Source organism: Ferrovibrio sp. GW821-FHT12E11 (assembly GCF_058806975.1).
The window spans coordinates 278270-295917 of the sequence record NZ_JBXAQG010000001.1 but is presented as its reverse complement, the minus strand read 5'-3'; the positions used below and the strand labels follow the sequence as shown (position 1 = coordinate 295917).

The 17648-nt window shown below is 64.5% G+C and carries 17 protein-coding genes and 1 pseudogene; 12 read left to right on the top strand and 6 right to left on the bottom strand.

Annotated features, from left to right (window positions below):
- Window positions 1-68: 68 nt before the first annotated feature.
- From AC1ROT_RS01530 to AC1ROT_RS01520, 3 genes and pseudogenes are all read left to right on the top strand, one after another.
- A complete protein-coding gene (locus tag AC1ROT_RS01530) occupies window positions 69-701 on the top strand; it encodes a FecR domain-containing protein (protein ID WP_492996989.1) in 633 nt (210 codons plus the stop codon).
- Window positions 702-1174: 473 nt separating this feature from the next.
- Entirely contained in the window at window positions 1175-2305 is a 1131-nt protein-coding gene (locus AC1ROT_RS01525) for a type III PLP-dependent enzyme (RefSeq protein WP_492970766.1), read from the top strand.
- A gap of 238 nt (window positions 2306-2543) precedes the next feature.
- Window positions 2544-4223 (top strand): annotated as a pseudogene (locus tag AC1ROT_RS01520) (PAS domain-containing sensor histidine kinase); the annotation flags it as partial.
- 30 nt (window positions 4224-4253) lie between these two features.
- Here AC1ROT_RS01520 and AC1ROT_RS01515 read toward each other — a convergent pair.
- A complete protein-coding gene (locus tag AC1ROT_RS01515; protein WP_492996988.1) occupies window positions 4254-5240 on the bottom strand; it encodes an NADPH:quinone oxidoreductase family protein in 987 nt (328 codons plus the stop codon).
- The gene (locus AC1ROT_RS01510) at window positions 5237-6631 is read right to left on the bottom strand and encodes an MFS transporter (RefSeq protein WP_492996987.1); all 1395 of its coding nucleotides are present in this window, start codon (window positions 6629-6631) and stop codon (window positions 5237-5239) included. Before AC1ROT_RS01510 ends, AC1ROT_RS01515 begins: the two co-directional genes overlap by 4 nt.
- On the opposite strand from AC1ROT_RS01510, the gene mtnA reads away from it, so the two are divergent.
- The 3 genes from mtnA to AC1ROT_RS01495 all read left to right on the top strand — a co-directional run bounded on the left by mtnA (window position 6542) and on the right by AC1ROT_RS01495 (window position 10348).
- Complete coding sequence (gene mtnA, locus AC1ROT_RS01505) at window positions 6542-7636, top strand: S-methyl-5-thioribose-1-phosphate isomerase (RefSeq protein ID WP_492996986.1); 1095 nt, start codon at window positions 6542-6544, stop codon at window positions 7634-7636. The genes AC1ROT_RS01510 and mtnA overlap by 90 nt on opposite strands.
- 97 nt (window positions 7637-7733) lie before the next feature.
- Window positions 7734-9788, top strand: a complete 2055-nt coding sequence (locus tag AC1ROT_RS01500; protein ID WP_492996985.1) for a bifunctional aldolase/short-chain dehydrogenase — start codon at window positions 7734-7736, stop codon at window positions 9786-9788.
- Complete coding sequence (locus AC1ROT_RS01495) at window positions 9785-10348, top strand: septation protein A (protein ID WP_492996984.1); 564 nt, start codon at window positions 9785-9787, stop codon at window positions 10346-10348. Before AC1ROT_RS01500 ends, AC1ROT_RS01495 begins: the two co-directional genes overlap by 4 nt.
- Here AC1ROT_RS01495 and AC1ROT_RS01490 read toward each other — a convergent pair.
- Window positions 10345-10566 (bottom strand): biotin/lipoyl-binding carrier protein, encoded by a 222-nt coding sequence (locus AC1ROT_RS01490; protein WP_492996983.1) that lies wholly within the window; start codon window positions 10564-10566, stop codon window positions 10345-10347. The two genes, AC1ROT_RS01495 and AC1ROT_RS01490, sit on opposite strands and share 4 nt — an antisense overlap.
- A 208-nt stretch (window positions 10567-10774) precedes the next feature.
- Here AC1ROT_RS01490 and AC1ROT_RS01485 point away from each other — a divergent pair, with 208 nt between their 5' ends.
- From AC1ROT_RS01485 to AC1ROT_RS01460, 6 genes are all read left to right on the top strand, one after another.
- Window positions 10775-11083 (top strand): hypothetical protein, encoded by a 309-nt coding sequence (locus AC1ROT_RS01485; RefSeq protein ID WP_492996982.1) that lies wholly within the window; start codon window positions 10775-10777, stop codon window positions 11081-11083.
- The gene (locus AC1ROT_RS01480) at window positions 11080-11439 is read left to right on the top strand and encodes a hypothetical protein (RefSeq protein ID WP_492996981.1); all 360 of its coding nucleotides are present in this window, start codon (window positions 11080-11082) and stop codon (window positions 11437-11439) included. The genes AC1ROT_RS01485 and AC1ROT_RS01480 overlap by 4 nt, the downstream gene beginning before the upstream one ends.
- A 220-nt stretch (window positions 11440-11659) precedes the next feature.
- Window positions 11660-12109, top strand: a complete 450-nt coding sequence (locus AC1ROT_RS01475; protein ID WP_492996980.1) for a hypothetical protein — start codon at window positions 11660-11662, stop codon at window positions 12107-12109.
- An 11-nt stretch (window positions 12110-12120) separates the two neighbouring features.
- Window positions 12121-12345 carry a hypothetical protein gene (locus AC1ROT_RS01470; RefSeq protein WP_492996979.1) on the top strand — a complete coding sequence of 75 codons (225 nt, stop codon included), beginning with the start codon at window positions 12121-12123 and terminating at the stop codon, window positions 12343-12345.
- Entirely contained in the window at window positions 12345-13256 is a 912-nt protein-coding gene (locus tag AC1ROT_RS01465; protein WP_492996978.1) for a hypothetical protein, read from the top strand. Before AC1ROT_RS01470 ends, AC1ROT_RS01465 begins: the two co-directional genes overlap by 1 nt.
- Before the next feature lie 285 nt (window positions 13257-13541).
- Window positions 13542-14387: an SPOR domain-containing protein gene (locus tag AC1ROT_RS01460; RefSeq protein ID WP_492996977.1), complete on the top strand. Its 846-nt coding sequence runs from the start codon at window positions 13542-13544 to the stop codon at window positions 14385-14387.
- 7 nt (window positions 14388-14394) lie between these two features.
- Here the strand turns inward: AC1ROT_RS01460 and AC1ROT_RS01455 are convergent, their stop codons facing one another.
- From AC1ROT_RS01455 to typA, 3 genes are all read right to left on the bottom strand, one after another.
- Window positions 14395-14964: a hypothetical protein gene (locus tag AC1ROT_RS01455; RefSeq protein WP_492996976.1), complete on the bottom strand. Its 570-nt coding sequence runs from the start codon at window positions 14962-14964 to the stop codon at window positions 14395-14397.
- 14 nt (window positions 14965-14978) lie between these two features.
- Window positions 14979-15527 (bottom strand): response regulator, encoded by a 549-nt coding sequence (locus tag AC1ROT_RS01450; protein WP_492996975.1) that lies wholly within the window; start codon window positions 15525-15527, stop codon window positions 14979-14981.
- 282 nt (window positions 15528-15809) lie between these two features.
- Window positions 15810-17630 (bottom strand): translational GTPase TypA, encoded by a 1821-nt coding sequence (gene typA / locus AC1ROT_RS01445; RefSeq protein WP_492970508.1) that lies wholly within the window; start codon window positions 17628-17630, stop codon window positions 15810-15812.
- Window positions 17631-17648: the final 18 nt, after the last annotated feature.

The following is a 17648-nucleotide window of genomic DNA, read 5'->3' as shown; positions in this document are numbered from 1 at the left end:
CACAGCGCCGGCACAGATGCGGGCGCATAGTGACGCCACACTAGAAATTCTCCCCGAGGAGCCGCGTCATGGCTGCCATTCTTCTTCGCCGCGCTCTGCGCGTGTCACTGACCCTTGCCGCCGCGGCTGTCGCCGGCGTCGCCGCCAATGCCTGGGCGGCGCCTGATCAGCCGGCCGGTTTCGGCATCCAGCCCGCCGCCGTCACCAGCCCGGCCCCCCGCGTGGTGGGCGAGGAGAGCCGGCGCGGCCTGCCGGTGGTGCTGGGCGGCCGCATCGCCAGCGGCCCCGGTTCGGGCGTGAAGTTCACCCTGGACGACCGCACCAGCGTCATCATCGGCCCCAACAGCGTCATCAGCGTCGACGAGTTCGCCGCCGACCGGGTGGTGCTGCGGCTCGAACGCGGCAGCTTCCACCTCGACAGCGCCAATCCCGGCAATGTGTACGTTGTGATGCCGGGCGGCACCGTGACGGTGAAATCTGCCACCATCGGTGGCCGCATCCTGCCCGATTGCACCGAAATCGCGCTGCTCAGCGTCGGCCGCGCCGAGGTGACCAGCTTCGGCGGCCACAGCGTCAAACTGGACAAGATCGGCGCCGCCACGCGCCTGACCGGCCTCGGCAGCCCGAGCCAGCCGCAGGTTCTGTCGCCGCAGCGGCTGCAGGATTTCATCGGCCTCACCAGCCAGATCGCGGCCCGCTGAGGCGCGGACTCGGTCTCGCGAGTCGCGCTGCGCGAGGCTGCCGCAGCGTCTCCGGACCGCCGCGGCGGCGCTTACCGAAATTTTATCCTGCGCCGCCGCACGCCGCTCGCTCGCGACCCGAAGATCAGAAAAAGCCGCAATCCATGCGGCTTTTTTGTATTGCGGCGAGATGATGGCGCAGCGCGGCTGTGACGCACAGAACACGCTGCCGGTAAAAAATTTTCCCCACAGGGCAATTTCCTATTGCAATGGGGGGGAGATGTTGTAAATACCGCTTCAACGACGCACCCGCACGTGCCGATGGCCCCTGGCAGGTTATGCAACGACGAACGCGTCCTTTTTGGTCGCACAGCCTGATAGCTGTGCCGGTTTAAAGCCGGTCCGAGAGGGAGGTTTCGATGCTTGCAGCCAGCGCTGGCCGCACCAATACCCGTCTGCGACGTAATTCGCAGAAGCGTATCGAGTTGGGTCAAATTACCCCCAAGATGCAGAAGTTTCTCGCCGAAGCGCGGGACACCGAGCCGTTCCTGGTCGTCGATGTCGATATCGTCGAGCAGAACTACCGCGAGCTGCGCCGCCTGCTGCCGATCGCCAAGGTCTACTACGCGATCAAGGCGAACCCGGCCCCGGAAATCCTGCGCCGCCTGCGCACGCTCGGTTCGAATTTCGACACGGCTTCGGCCAACGAGATCGAGCAGTGCATGCTGCAGGGCGTGACGCCCGACCGCATCTCGTTCGGCAACACCATCAAGAAGAAGCGCGACATCGCCTGGGCCTTCGAGAAGGGCGTGCGCCTCTATGCCTTCGACTCGCTCTGCGAGCTGGAGAAGCTGGCCGAGCTCGCGCCGGGCTCGCAGGTCTTCTGCCGCGTGCTGATGGAATGCGAAGGCGCCGAATGGCCGCTGTCGAAGAAATTCGGCTGCGCCCCGCGCATGGCCGCCGACCTGCTGGTCAAGGCGCGTGAGCTGGGTCTGGACCCCTATGGCATTTCCTTCCATGTCGGCTCGCAGCAGACCGATCTGAACCAGTGGGACAAGGCTGTGGCCCAGGTCTCGCAGATGTTCACCGTGCTGCAGCAGCACGATGTCGATCTGCGCATGGTCAATCTCGGCGGCGGTTTCCCGGCGAAGTACCGCACGGATATCCCGATGCTGGAGGCCTATGCCAAGGCGATCAGCGACGCGATGACCGCGCATTTCGGCAACAATCTGCCCGATATGATTATCGAGCCGGGCCGCGGCCTGGTGGGCGATGCGGGCGTGATCCAGGCCGAGGTCGTGCTGATCTCGGAGAAGGATTACGACGACGACCGCCGCTGGGTGTACCTGGATATCGGCAAGTTCTCCGGCCTGGCCGAAACCATGGACGAGGCGATCAAGTATCGCATCGTGACCCCCCGCGATGGCGGCCCGACCGGGCGCGTGTCGCTCGCCGGTCCGAGCTGCGACAGCGCCGATATCCTGTACGAGAAGGCGGAATACCAGATGCCGCTGGCGCTCGAAGTGGGTGACAAGATCCAGATCCTGTCCACCGGTGCTTACACGACGACCTATTCGTCGGTTGGCTTCAATGGCTTTCCGCCGTTGAAGAGCTACTGCATCTAAGCATTAGCGGTTTCCAGCGTACCGAGTGGGTTCCGAAAGGGCCGGCCGCGCAAGCGGCCGGCCTTTTTTCATGGCGGCACCTGCAACCGGGAGACGGATGGCCTCTGGCCACAACCCAACCCTAATTTGCCTAACCCATATGTATAACTGGCAAATTGCCGTTTCCTGTTGCGGTTAAGGCTGGCCTGTGTGACAAATTCCTGCCCGAAAAACGCGTAAAAAGCTGCGACTCAATGAAATGGGTCGAGAAACAGGGGATTTGGCCGGTTGCAGAGGATCTGAACCCGGCTTCCGTCCTGCGGCCACGGGCAGCCGAAGGGACGGCAAGGGGAATGCGGTGAAGGAACCACCCTTCGGCGAAGACCGCTTCATGGCCGCGCTTGCGCGCCATCGCGAATCTGCGGATGAAATTTCCCCAGCGCCGGCCGAAACCGAGGCCGCCCTGCTGCATGCCGCCCTCGACACCATGGGCGAGGGCTTTGCCGTCTGGGACAGCGGCCCCAACCTGGTGCAGGTCAACCGCCGCCTGCCCGATCTGTTCGGCATCCCCGAAACCTTGTTGCAGCCCGGTCTGCCGGCACAGGAATTCCTCGGCCTGCTGGTCTCGCGCGGGGTGCTGACCATTCGCGCCGAGGAGGCGACCGCCTGGATCGAGGCCTATATCGCCGCCTCCACGCGCGCCGACCGCAAGCAGGAAGTGCGCCTCACCGACGGCACCTGGCTGAACTTCGACTGGCGCCGTTTGCCGCCCAGCAACGGCAAGCCGGGCGGCTATGTCTCGGTCTTCACCGATATCACGGTGCGCAAGCGTGCCCAGATCCGCCTGCGCCAGGCGGAAGCCAAATACCGCCAGATCTTCGACAACGTGCATGAAGGCATCATCCAGGTGACGCCGGAAGGCCGCGTGCTGTCGGTCAACCGCGCCGGTGCCGCCATCTTTGGCTTCGCCTCGCCCGAGCAGATGCTGGCCAATGTCACCCGCGCCGGCGACCAGCTCTATGTGAATCCGGAACGGCGCCGGGAGTTGTTCCGGCATCTGGAACGCCATGGCCTGGCGCGCGATTTCCGCTCCGAGATGCGCCGCAACGACGGCAGCACGATCTGGATTTCCAAGACCATGCGCCGGGTCACCGACGAGAGTGGCAACGTCGTGATGATCGAGGGCATGTTCCGCGACGTCAGCACCCAGCGCCGCAACGAGCAGCAGCTGATGATGGCCAAGGAAGAGGCCGAAGCCGCCAGCCGCGCGAAATCCGACTTCCTCGCCAATATGAGTCACGAGCTGCGCACGCCGCTCAACGCCATCCTCGGTTTCAGCCAGGTGCTGATGGACGAGATGATGGGGCCGCTGGGCAATGCCAAGTATCGCGAATACTGCCGCGACATCGTGCAAAGCGGCGAGCATCTGCTGGCGCTGATCGGCGACATCCTCGATATGGCCAAGGTCGAGTCCGGCAAGATGGCGCTGGACGAGGAATGGCTGGATGCCAGCGAAAGCCTGGACGCGGCGCTGCTGCTGGTGCGCGAGCGCGCCGTCAACAATCGCATCCAGATCCGCAAGCAGTTCGCCAATCCGCCGCCGGCCATCTGGGGCGACATGCGCCGCCTGCGCCAGGTCTGGATCAACCTGTTCAGCAACGCGGTGAAATTCACCCCGCAGGGCGGCAGCGTCGATATCCGCTGCGAGCTGCAGGCTGACGGCCGGCTGGAAATCGCCGTCACCGATACCGGCATCGGCATCGCCGAAGAGGATATCGAACGTGTGCAGCAGCCCTTCAGCCAGGTGGCCAATGCGCTGTCGCGCAGCCATGAGGGCACCGGGCTCGGCCTGTCGCTGTGCCGCAGCCTGGTCGAGCTGCATGGCGGCGAGCTGTATATCGAAAGCCGGGTCGGCGAGGGCACCTGCGTGACGGTGACGCTGCCGGCCGAACGCTGCCGGCCGGGGCCGCTAGCCGGCGTTCAGCTGGCCGGTGCGCAGGACCAGTTTGCCAACGGCTTTGCGTTCGCCCAGGCAGCGCAGGGCGGCAGCAGCTTCCTCAAGCCGGTAGACGCCGCCGATGTGCGGCCGACCGACGGCCCCGTGCTGGCCGCCGACTAGCCAGTCGCGCAATCCCTGATCCAGCGCCCGGGCGGCGGCCGGATCGCGCCGGGCTTGCTCTCCCGCACGCACGCCGATCAGTTCGGCTTCCTTCAGCAGCAGGCGATTGGCTGGCAGCCTCGGGATGCCACCGCCCGCAAAGCCCACCACCAGCCAGCGCCCGCCGGGTTTCAGCGCGCGCCAGGCCGTGCTGAATATCTCGCCGCCGACCGGATCGAACACCGCATCGGCCTGCACGGTCTTTTCCCAGCCTTCGCTGGCGGGATCGATGCAGAGACTGGCGCCAGCGGCTTGTGCTGCCGCGCGCTTTTCCGCCGAGGAGGCCACCGCAATCACCTGCGCCCCGATCCGCGCGCCCAAAGTCACGGCCGCCAGCCCGGTGCCGCCGCCAGCACCCAGCACCAGCAGGGTTTCGCCGCGCGTCAGCCGGCCGCGCCACAGCAGCGCCACCCAGGCGGTGGCTGCTGCGACCGGGAAGGCGGCGGCTTCCTCCCAGCTCCAACCCGCCGGCTTGGGCAGCAGGGTCTCGGCCGGCGCGACGATCTCTTCGGCATAGCAGCCTTGGCCACGCAGCAGCACGGCCTCACCCACGCGGCAGAGATCGGACGCCGTTTCAATCACATCGCCGGCTGCCTCGAAGCCCGGCACGAAGGGCAGCGGCGGCTTGTGCTGGTAATCGCCGGCCACCTGCAGCAGATCGGGGAAGTTCACGCCGGCGGCGCGGATGGCGATGCGAACTTCGCCGGGCTTCAGCGGTTCACGCGCCAGCGTCGCCATCTCCAGCACATCGGGCAGGCCGAGCCGGCGGCAGAGCATGGCGCGGTAGGTGCCGTTCATGGCTTCCGGTGGATGATGCGCCAGCCGAAGCCGAGCGTCAGCAGCAGCAGGACGCCGCCGATCAGATAGGGCAAGGTGATACCCACCTCGTCAAACAGCAGGCCGCCCCAGATCGGCCCGGCGACGCGGCCGAGCGCCCCCACCGCCTGGTTGACGCCCATGGTCAGGCCCTGGCGGCCGTCGTCGGCGCTGCGTGAGATCAGGCTGTTGATGCTCGGGTTGACCATGCCGAAACCGCCGGCGGTGCACAGCATCGAGATCGCCATCAGCGGGATGCTGAACACGCCATAGGTCATCGCCGTGCCGATGGCGAGGATCACCAGGCCGATGCTCAGCACCCAGGCCTCGCCCATCCAGCGGGTCAGCGGGCCGATCAGCACGCCCTGCATGGTCAGCACGATGCAGCCGATGAAGGTGAAGGCGAGGCCGACGTCATAGGCATGCCAGTCCAGCCGCGTGGCGGTGAACAGCGGGAACAGCGTCTCGATCTGGGCGAAGACGAAGTTGATGGCGAAGTTGACCAGGATCAGCGCCAGCGCCTGGCGGTTGAGGTCGCCGATACCGGCCAGCGGATTGCGGAACAGGCGTCCGGGTTCGGTCGGCCGCGCATGGGTTTCGCGCAAGGTGAGCAGCGCCAGCAGCAGGGCCGTGGTGGAGGCCGCGGCGGCGGCGAAGGCCGGCCAGGCATAGCGCGGATGGGCTTCGTCCGGTCCGATCAGCAGGCCGCCCAGCACCGGGCCCAGGATCATGCCCAGCCCGAAGGCCGCGCCGATCATGCCCATGCCCCGGGCGCGCGTTTCCGGCGTGGTGGCATCGGCGATGATCGCCTGCGCGATGCCGATCTTGCCGCTGCCGATGCCGGCCAGGATGCGGGCCAGGAAGATCACCAGCAGGGTGTCGGCGAAGGCGAGCCAGATATAGCCGAGCGCGCTCACCGCCGTGCACAGCAGGTAGACCGGCTTGCGGCCATAGCGGTCTGACAGGCCGCCCAGCACCGGCGAGGCGGCAAACTGGGCGATGGAAAACACCACCGCCAGCAGGGCCACCGTGAAGGGCGAGGCGCCGTAATGGATCGCGTAAAACGGCAGCAGCGGCAGGATCAGGCCGAAGCCGATCAGGTCGACCACCGTGGTGAAGAAAATCGCGACCAGCATTGAGGCGACAATCTCGTGAAAAAGCGCGAAACAGGCGGGAAACAAAGCGGATTTGCGGCTCCCGGCATTGCCCGGTGGAGCCCGCTCCGCTACTTTCCGCGCAATTTTCTGCCGCGCGGTTTCCGCTGTACTGGCGAAGGACGGGACATGAAGGTTAAGGGCGTAGCCTACCGTACGATCTGGGTCAACGGCGACGGCTGGTCGGTGGGCATCATCGACCAGACCAAGCTGCCGCATGCCTTTGTCACCACCAGCCTGACCACCTGGGAAGAGGCCGCCCATGCGATCAAGGCGATGATCGTGCGCGGCGCGCCGCTGATCGGCGCCACCGGCGCCTACGGTCTGGCGCTGGCCATGCGCGTCGATCCTTCCGACGCCATGCTGGATAAAGCCTATGCCGTCATCAACGAGACGCGGCCGACCGCCATCAACCTGAAATGGGCGCTGGACCGCGTGCGCAACGCGCTGCACAACCAACCGGCCGAACGGCGCGCCGCGACAGCCTATAAGGTCGCGGCCGAGATCACCGACGATGACGCCGCCACCTGTTCATCCATTGGCGACCATGGCCTCAAGATCATCGAAGACCTCTACGAGAAGGCCGGCCGCAAACGCACCATCAACATCCTGACCCATTGCAATGCCGGCTGGCTGGCGACGGTGGACTGGGGCACGGCGATTGCGCCGATCTACAAGGCCCATGACAAGGGCATTCCGGTGCATGTCTGGGTCGACGAGACGCGGCCGCGCAACCAGGGTGCATCCTTGACCGCCTGGGAACTGAACAGCCATGGTGTGCCGCATACGGTGATCGTCGACAATGCCGGTGGCCATCTGATGCAGCATGGCAGCGTCGACATGTGCATCGTCGGCACCGATCGCACGACCCGCGAGGGCGATGTCTGCAACAAGATCGGCACCTATCTGAAGGCGCTGGCGGCGCATGATAACGGCGTGCCGTTCTATGTGGCGCTGCCGCATTCCACCATCGACTGGACCATCCGCGATGGCGTGAAGGAAATCCCCATCGAGGAGCGCGCCCAGGAAGAAGTCACCGTGATGAGTGGCCGCACGGCCAGCGGCGAGATCGTGCCGGTGACGATCACGCCCGAAGGCAGCAGGGCCGCCAATTTCGGCTTCGACGTCACGCCGGCACGCCTCGTCACCGGTCTGGTCACCGAGCGCGGCGTCTGTGCCGCCTCGGAAGCTGGCCTGACGAAACTGTATCCCGAGTTTGCGTAAGCCATCACCCGTCATTCCCGCGAAAGCGGGAATCCAGACGACAGAAGAACTAGACTCCCGCTTTCGCGGGAGTGACGATTTAAACAGGAACTGCCCCATGAAGAATCTCTGGTCCGACCGTGACGCCAAGGCCGCCATTGCCCATTACGCCAAGCAGGGCGTGAATGCCGATCTGGCGATCCGCACCTATACGACGCGCCTGCTCGGCGGCGTGCCCGATCTGGTGCAGCATGGCGGCGGCAACACCTCGGTGAAGACCCAGATGCCCGATCCGCTCGGCAAGCCGGTGGATGTGCTCTGCGTCAAGGGTTCGGGCTGGGATATGGCGGTGATCGAGCCGCCGGGCCTGCCGGCTGTGAAGCTTAAGCCGCTGCAGGAGCTGATCGCGCTGAAAAGCCTGACCGACGAGGACATGGTCAATATCCAGCGCTGCAACCTGCTGGACTCGACCTCGCCCAATCCCTCGGTGGAGACGCTGTTCCACGCCTTCCTGCCGCACAAGTTCATCGACCATACCCATGCCAGCGCCGTGCTGGCGATCACCGACCAGCCCGATGGCGACGCCATTTGCAAAAAGCTGTACGGGAACCGCGTCGCGCTGGTCGAATACGAGATGCCGGGCTTCGGCCTTGCCAAGAAGGCCGCCGCCGCTTTCAAGGCCAATCCGCAATGCCAGGGCCTGATCCTGCTCAAGCATGGCATCTTCACCTTCGCCGAGACGGCGAAGGAGGCCTATGACCTGATGATCGAATTCGTCAGCAAGGCCGAGGCGCATCTCGCCAAGGGCAAAAAGACCGTCTTCACGCCGGGCAAGGCCCTGCCGAAAAAGGTTGCCGCCGCCGAAGACGTGCTGCCGATCCTGCGCGGCCTGCTCAGCATCCCGGTCGATGCCGATGGTGCCGTCACGCGCTGGGTCTTCAACCTGCGCGACAGCGCCGATATCCAGGCCTTCGCGCGCGGCAAGGATGTGATGCGCTACAGCCAGGCCGGCACGGTGACGCCCGATCATGTGATCCGCACCAAGCCCTGGCCGCTGGTGCTGCCGGCGCCGGAAGCCGGCAGGCTCGATGCCTTCAAGGCGGACGCGCAGAAGGCGGTCGATATCTATATCAGGAAGTACAAGGCCTATTTCGAGCGCCACAATGCCAAGGCGCAGCCGAAGAAGATCATGCTCGATCCGATGCCGCGCGCGCTGCTCATTCCCGGCCTCGGCCTGGTCGGCGTCGGCAAGACGCGCAAGGATGCCGTGATCGCCGGCGACGTGGCCGAGATGGCGGTCAGCATCATCACCAAGGCCGAGGCCATTGGTAAATTCACCAGCATCAAGGAGCGCGACATCTTCGATGTCGAATACTGGTCGCTGGAACAGGCGAAACTCGGCAAGGGCGGCGAGAAGCCGCTGTCGCGCCAGGTGGCCGTGATCACCGGCGGGGCCGGGGCCATTGGCGCCGCGACCGCGAAAGCCTTTGCTGCCGAGGGCGCCGAAGTCGCCGTCTTCGATCTCGATGGCGCCCGGGCCGCCGAAGTGGCGAAGAAGCTCGGCGGCATCGGCATCGCCTGCGACGTCACCGATCCGAAAGCGGTGCAGGCAGCCTTTGCCAAGGTCGTACAGCATTTCGGCGGTGTCGATATCGTCGTCTCCAATGCCGGCAATGCCTGGGGCGGCAGGATCGGCGAGGTCTCCGACGACCTGCTGCGCAAGTCGTTCGAGCTGAACTTCTTCAGCCACCAGTCTGTCGCCCAGGCTGCCGTGAAGGTGATGCTGCAGCAGAAGACCGGCGGCTGCCTGCTGTTCAACGCCTCCAAGCAGGCGGTCAACCCGGGTCCCGATTTCGGGCCGTATGGTCTGCCGAAAGCCGCGACGCTGTTCCTGTCGCGCCAGTATGCGCTGGATTACGGCGCAGCGGGCATCCGTTCGTCTGCCGTGAATGCCGACCGCATCCGCTCGGGGCTGCTCACCGACGAGATGGTGGCCAAGCGCTCGAAGGCGCGGGGCCTGAGCGAGAAGGATTACATGTCGGGCAACCTGCTGCTGCGCGAAGTGAAGGCGACCGATGTGGCCCAGGCCTTCGTGCAGCTCGCGGTGGCATCCAAGACCACGGCGGCGGTGGCCACCGTGGATGGCGGCAATATCGCGGCGGCACTGCGGTGAGCGCGGAGGTATCTGCGCCGCGCTGGCTGAAGCCGGTCACCGAATACGGGCCGCTGGTTGTCTTCTTCGGCGTCTACAGCGCCGAGGGCCTGCTGCCGGCGACCGCGGCGCTGCTGGCGGCCACTGCTATCGGCCTCAGCCTGTCGCTGTATTACCTGCGGCGCCTGCCGCTGCTGCCGCTGGTCACCGCCGGCGTGGTTGCCGTGTTCGGTGGCCTGACCCTGTGGCTGCAGGACGAAACCTTCATCAAGATGAAGCCGACCATCGTCAACGCCATCATCGCCGTCCTGCTGCTCGGCGGCGCGCTGCTGAACCGTTATCCGGTGAAGCTGGTGCTGGGCGCGTCCCTGGCGCTGACCGAGGCGGGCTGGCGTCAGCTGACCTTGCGCTGCGGCCTGTTCTTTGCCGCCATGGCGGTGCTGAACGAGATCGTCTGGCGGACCCAGAGCACCGATCTCTGGGTGGCGTTCAAGGTCTTCGGCCTGATCGGCCTCACGGTCGGGTTCATGCTGCTGCAGATGCCGCTGATCGCGCGGCACCGGATCGAACGGCAGAGCTAGGCTTCGATCACCGCCAGCACCTGGCCTTCCTTGACGCTGTCGCCCTCGGCGACCGTCACGGACGCGAGCCGGCCGGCCTTGGGCGCCTCGACCGGGATTTCCATCTTCATCGATTCCAGGATCATGACGACGTCGCCGGCCGCCAGGCTGGCGCCGATGGCCGCTTCGAGCTTCCAGACCTTGCCGGTCACGTCGGCCTTGATGGATATGCTGGGCATAACTTCTACGCTTCCTGTAGAATAAAGCTTTTCCGATATTTTGTCAGGAAATAGCGAAATAGCACTTTATTCTTAATTAGAACATGAAAAGAACGTGAGTCAATATCAGTCCGGGCTCGCATACGGGGGTATCCACTAGAATCTGGCCCATTCACGGCCCGACTGGGCACGGCTAGGGTTCGCTCCGGGGGAACGATAGGGGCATGGCATGGATAAGCTGAAGGGCGCGATCAGGCGCGTTGACACATGGGCGGTCCTGATCGGAGCAGGGGCGATCCTGCTGGCGGGCTTCTTCGCTATGGGTGACGAGTACCACCACAGGGGCAGCCTGATCTGGAACCTCCTGAACACGGACATCCGGTTCAACAAGGAATGTCCGAAGCCGAGATTCGCAATCATACCTGACGATCCTCCGAGCCTGTGGACGTGCGGCGCATACCTGCCGTATCGCGTGCTCGCCATGATCACCATTGCGATCACCGCTGTGCTACTGATCGCGAAGAGGATCGTGAAGTGAGCGAAACCAACTGGGTCCTCGAAGGCATCAAGCTGGTAGGCCAACTCGGTGGCGCTGCGGTCATCGCGTACATCACGGTGCGTCTGGCCCTGACCCGGTACAAGAACGAGAAGATTTGGGAGAGGCGGCTCGCCATCTACGCGGACCTTATCGAGGCACTGACCGAGATGAACTTCGTCAACGATGTCTGGCTTGAACGCGACCGAGAAGGTGCGCGGGACAATCCCGAGTACGAGAAGGAACTGACCGAGCGTTACAGGACTGCACGTCGGAAACTGGATAGTGCCGCCGCGCATGCGCGCTTGCTCCTGCCTGGTCAGATCACGACCCTGATCCGGGACATGGACAAGCACTAAGAGAACAATCGCCAAGCTTACATAGTGGACGCCCTCGATTTCGAAGAGGCCCATAAGAGTGACATGCAGAAGGCCATAGAGACCATCGAGGCCATTCTCGTGATCGCCAAGGCGGACACCAAGCCATGAACGAGCGCGACATCTGGGCGACCGCGAGCATGATCGATGTTCCCGAGGGCAAGGCTCATTGATCAAGATGGTTCTGAACTAGGGGGAGTCGATGCTGATCAATTTCACTGACGGGCAGAATGCGGCACCGAATGCCGAGCACATTCTGGGCTTCTACATGGATGAGCCCGGGATTATCGAGCTGGCCCAGACTATCCATGGCAGGGTCCCGCGCCATCTCGTTGACATCCTCGTGGACATCTTCGTGCACGTGGCCGGGAGAGGGACTTTCTACGCGACGGCATTCCGCAACCTGCCGGAGCCAATAAAGAACACACATCTCATTGATGTCCACACGACCGACGCTGCAGACATGCCCATGCTCAAGACCATGGCGAACACCCACAGGCATATTGCCCCGCTCAAGGCATGGCGGGACGTGCATGTGGGCTTCACGGAACTAAGGGTCGCAGGCGGTGGCCCGGACGAGGTCTACAACTGTCACTTCAGTGTGGGTATCATGGCTGGTGGCAATCCGCAGGCCACGACCGATCTGCTCTGAAGGAGGTACAAGTGGACGACGATGATGACGTGGTGATCCATCACCTGCAATTCGACTTGGAACTGCACCTCACGGGCCCAAACGACAAGACTGTCACGCAGTGGACCTCTGCGATTCTCCGTCGTCTCGCTGACCAGCTTGACAGGGACGAGTTCGAGTCCGGTTGGCACGACCTACCGGACAACACGGGGAAGAAGGTCGGTCAGGTCTACGTCGATTTCTCGGGCGAGCAGTGATGTACGAGCGGAGCGAGGGTCAGAAGCGAGACGACGCCCTGCTTCAGGAACTCAATGACCTGCTCCATGAGCACAACGTCTACTCGATCACGTCCATGGGCTGGCAGGACGAGGATACGCCAGACCCCGAGTATATGGGCTTGAACATGTGGTCCCAATCTCCCCCGGTGGAATGGGACTATGGGTTCATGCTTCGTGGTGGGCCCACGATCAACCCAGACCGGGCCACGGAATGGCAGAAGGCACTCGCCATCGCATGCTCGGACTTTGAAGGCCTCATGGTGGCATCGCGCCTGAGCATCGGCATGACCCTCAAGCACTCGGACGTGGTCCTGAACAACGTTTTCGGGGAGGATACGTTCTACAGTCTCCATCGCATGAACACGCTGGCCCACTTGGGCGCGGCCTCGGAGCGTATCCGGGAGGTGTTCATCGGGGGTGTGCTCAAGATGCGCCGGCAAGACTTCAAGCCAAACGAGAAAGGCCGTAACGACTATTGCGCGCCCATCTTGGAGGCCCGCACGGTTCACGCCAATCAAGTTCCGGGTTGGCATGACGAGTTGAACAAGCTCGAAGCCCTGTGTTTGAAGGTGGTTGAGATTCAGCGGGTAAGGAACGAGACCATCCACGGCATTGCCACGCGATTGGGCAAGAACGAGCAGCGGTTCATCGACAACTGGATACCCACGACGGACGGGGAGGAGCTAGTCATGCCCACGCTTGAACAAGCACGGGCAAGCTCCAAAGCCATGGACGACCAGCATCACAAGGACATCAAGGCCGAGATCGCCACCCTGATTGAGTGGCACGACACGCTCACGCACATCGCCAACTCGGTATTCCTGTGCGAGTACGCCGTCAGGAGCCGGATCGAGGGTGAGCCAGTGCTGGTCCATCATTGGCGAGCGTGATCAAGGCTGCTTCTCGACCCGGTAGAACTCACACGGGCTGGGCTCCATGTAGACATCTTCATCGTTCCAAACAGGGATGTGACGGTAGGCACCCCGACAAGGGGCCATTGCGTACAAGGCTGGTTACATGGGATTCAGGGGGTGCGTAAGTGACTGAGACTTGAGGCCAATCGACGCCCTTGACGATACTGGGCATTGTTCCTCCTGTCTTAACCATCTTAATACCTTGGTCATGCTTTGCTCGTCAGCCTAAAATGCCCCGTGCTGCTTCAGAGTGCCGTCCAGATGAGCCGTCTGCCGATCTATTGCCGTAACGTCATGCCCGTCCTGCTCGCGGCCCTGCTGCTCAGCGGCTGCGAAGGCTATTACCAGGCGCGGCGCGAACTCGGGCTCGATCCGCAGGATCCGCCGCGGCCGGAGGTGCAGCTGCCGCCGCCCGGCACCATTTCCCAGGCAAGCTGGACCGCCCAGCGCACCGCCAGCATGGCGAAGAGCGACCAGAGCAACACCACGCCGGTGGGCTACAAGGAGCCGGACAAGCCGGCCCAGCCAGCCGCAGCCGCAGCACCGGCAGGCGCAACGCCGATGGCTGCCGCGCCGGTCCCGGCCCAGTCTGGGTCGTCCGCCCCGCCGCGCATGGCCAGCGCACCCGCCAGTGCGCCAGCCGCGCGTCCCGCACCCGCGATACCGCCCTCGACCTCCAATCCGGCAGCGCTGTCCGTGACGCCGTCGCCGGCCCTGCCGGCCGGCTACAAACCGTCGCCGTCTGTCGTCGACCAGCCGGGCGCCGCCCAGGAGCAGCAGCAGATCGCCGCCACCGCCGGTGCGATGCCGACCCCGCCGATGCTGTCGGGCAGCATGAAAGACTCAGCCTCGGCCATGGCCGGCGGCTGGAAGGCGCATCTTGCTTCCCACCGCACGGAATCCGCCGCCATCAACGAATGGCAGGAGCTGCTGAAGGCCAATGCCGCGCTCTACGGCCAGTACGATCCGCTGGTGGAATGGACCGACACGCCGCGCGGTGCCTTTGCGCGCCTGGTGCTGGTCGGCTTCGCCGAGCGCAAGGATGCGGATGCCGCCTGCGCCAGGCTGCGCTCGTCCACGCGCTACTGCGCGAGCATCAAGGACTGATCGGTTTTCAGTGCGGCTGATCGGCTGCGGCGTCGGGCTTTTTCGGCCTGGGCGGCGGCAGCGGGCGCGGATATTTCGCCACGATCTTGCGCAGGCCGGCCAGCAGTTCGGCGCTGTCATCCGGCGTCTTGCGGCTCTGGTCGGCGGCGCAGAGCAGCCGCAGCACCGACTGGTGCATGGCGATGGCTTCCGGACTGTACAGGCCGGCGGCATGCAGACGGTAGAGCAGCTCGCACAGGCTGTCGGCGGCTTCGGTCACCAGCGGCGCGCCGAAGGTGCCGCCGAGATCGCGGATCTGCATGGCCTGGCCATACGCCGCCTGCAGGGCTTCGGGGATGCTGCCGGGCAACTGGTCGAGGGTGGTGTCCAGCGACTGCAGCGCATCGCTCACCCAGGTCAGATAGCGCCCGCGCTCGGCGCGCACAAAGGCATCGGCGGCACCCAGCAGGGCGGCGGCCGACTTGCCACCCTCGCGCAGCGCCAGCATGGCGAAGCGCGACTTGATCTGCACGATCTTCACCTCGGCCTTGGCGGGTTCGGGCTGGATGACCTGCAGATCGGTTTTGGTGTCGCTCATGACAGGCGTATCCGTCAGTGCAGCGCCATCCGCGCTTCGTCGGCGGCCAGCACTGGCAGGGCGGCGCTGCCGCTGCGGCGGTCAGGCGCCAGCGCCGGCCCGGCATCGCCCTTGAAGCGGCGATCCGGCCCGTTATAGACCGACGCCATCACGAAGGGGCGCGGGTCTTCGGCGATCCACAGCAGGCGGTCATACAGCAGCTTGGGCGAGATCGGCTTGGCTAGCACGAAATTGGCGCCGCAGTCGCGCGCGCGCTCCACGGTCTGCGCCTGCGCATGGCTGGTCAGGACGATCACCGGGGTATAGCGGTTGGGGTTGTTATGGTCGGCGCGGATGCGGCGCACCAGGTCGAAGCCGTCGAGCTGCGGCAGGTTGCAGTCGCAGACCAGCAGGTCGGTAATCTCGGCGCGGCTGCGCGCCAGCGCGTCATCGCCGGTACCGGTAACAGCGATATGCTGCGCGCCCAGCGCATGCAGGATGCCGTAGAGCAGGGTCTGGAAGTAGGCATTGCCGTCCGCCACCAGGAAGCGGAGGCTGTTCAGATTCAGGGCCGGTTTCGCCATCGCAGTCGCTTTCTGTGTTTTGCAGCGGACGCGGTTACGTCTGACTCGGGGTGGCTATCTGGGATAGTATTTATCCAGAAAGAAAAACAATCATCAAGAGAATATCTGGCTAGAGTTGTATTGCGGTCGCTGTAATAAACGTTAATTTGCAGGAAGTGTTTGAAAAGTCAAATATATCCGTCCACGGAGCAGCGTCCGGTTCCGGCATCGGCCCGGCAGGCCCGGAATCAAAAAGGCCGGGGTTTCCCCCGGCCTTTGTCGTCTTGATATCGGCTGCCTGCTTTAGGCGGCGTCAGCAGACCGTGACGCGCGCTTGCGGTCGTTCGGGTCCAGCAGCTTCTTGCGGATGCGGATCGACTTCGGCGTCACTTCCACCAGCTCGTCGTCGCCGATGTAGCTGATCGCCTGTTCCAGCGTCATCTTGCGCGGCGGGGTGAGGCGCACGGCCTCATCCTTGCCCGAGGCGCGCATGTTGGTCAGCTGCTTGGCCTTCATCGGATTGACTTCGAGGTCGTTGTCGCGGCTGTTCTCGCCGATGATCATGCCCTCATAGACCGGCGTGCCGGGATCGACGAACAGGGTGCCGCGCTCCTCGATATACCACAGCGCATAGGCCACGGTTTCGCCGGTGCCGTTGGCAATCAGAACGCCGTTGCGGCGGCCCGGGATGACGCCGCGATGCGGGCCGTAACCATGGAACAGCTTGTTCATGATGCCGGTGCCGCGCGTGTCGGTCAGGAACTCGCCGTGATAGCCGATCAGGCCGCGCGAGGGTGCATGGAAGGTGATGCGGGTCTTGCCGCCGCCCGACGGGCGCATGTCGCGCAGCTCGGCCTTGCGCAGCGACATCTTTTCCACGACCACGCCGGTATAGGCGTCGTCGACATCGACATGCACTTCCTCGATCGGCTCCAGCAGGTCGCCGTTCTCGTCCTTCTGGAACAGCACGCGCGGGCGGCTGATCGACAGCTCGAAGCCTTCGCGGCGCATCACTTCGACCAGCACGCCGAGCTGCAGTTCGCCACGGCCGGCGACCTGGAAGGCGTCCTTCTCCTCGGTCTCGCGAATGTGAATCGCGACGTTGCCTTCGGACTCGCGCATCAGGCGGTCGCGAATGACGCGGCTCTGCACCTTGCTGCCTTCCTTGCCGGCGAAGGGTGAATTGTTCACCGAGAAAGTCATGGCCAGCGTCGGCGGATCGATCGGATTGGCCGGCACCGGCTCGGTGACGGCGGGATCGCAGATGGTGTCGGCCACGGTGGTGGTGGTCAGGCCGGCGATGGCGACGATATCGCCCGCATCGGCTTCTTCCACCGGCACGCGCTCGATGCCGCGGAAGGCCAGCAGCTTGGTGACGCGGCCGGTCTCGATCTCGGTGCCATCCGCGCGCAGCGAATGGATCGGCATGTTGACCTTCAGCTTGCCCGAGTAGATGCGGCCGGTGAGGATGCGGCCGAGGAAGTTGTCGGCCTCCAGCGTCGTGACCAGCATCTTGAACGGCGCATCCTGTTCGGCGGTCGGCGCCGGCACATGGCGGACGACGAGGTCGAACAGCGGGGCAAGGTCCTTGCGCGCGCCTTCCAGGCTGTCATCGGCCCAGCCGCTGCGGCCCGAGGCGAACATGCAGGGGAAGTCGAGCTGCTCTTCGCTGGCATCCAGCGCCGCGAACAGGTCGAAGACTTCCGAATGCACTTCCACCGGACGGGCGTCCTGGCGGTCGACCTTGTTGATGACCACGATCGGACGCATGCCGAGGCCGAGCGCCTTGCCCAGCACGAACTTGGTCTGCGGCAGCGGGCCTTCGGCGGCGTCCACCAGCAGGACGACACCGTCGACCATGCTCAGGATGCGCTCGACTTCGCCGCCGAAATCGGCGTGGCCGGGGGTGTCGACGATATTGACGCGGGTGCCGTGCCACTCGACCGAGGTGCACTTGGCCAGGATGGTGATGCCGCGCTCACGCTCCAGATCGTTGCTGTCCATGACGCGCTCGGCGACCTGCTGGTTCTCGCGGAACGAGCCGGACTGGCGCAGCAGGGCGTCGACCAGCGTGGTCTTGCCATGGTCAACGTGGGCGATGATGGCGATATTGCGAATGTCCATGCGGCTTACACGAAAGGC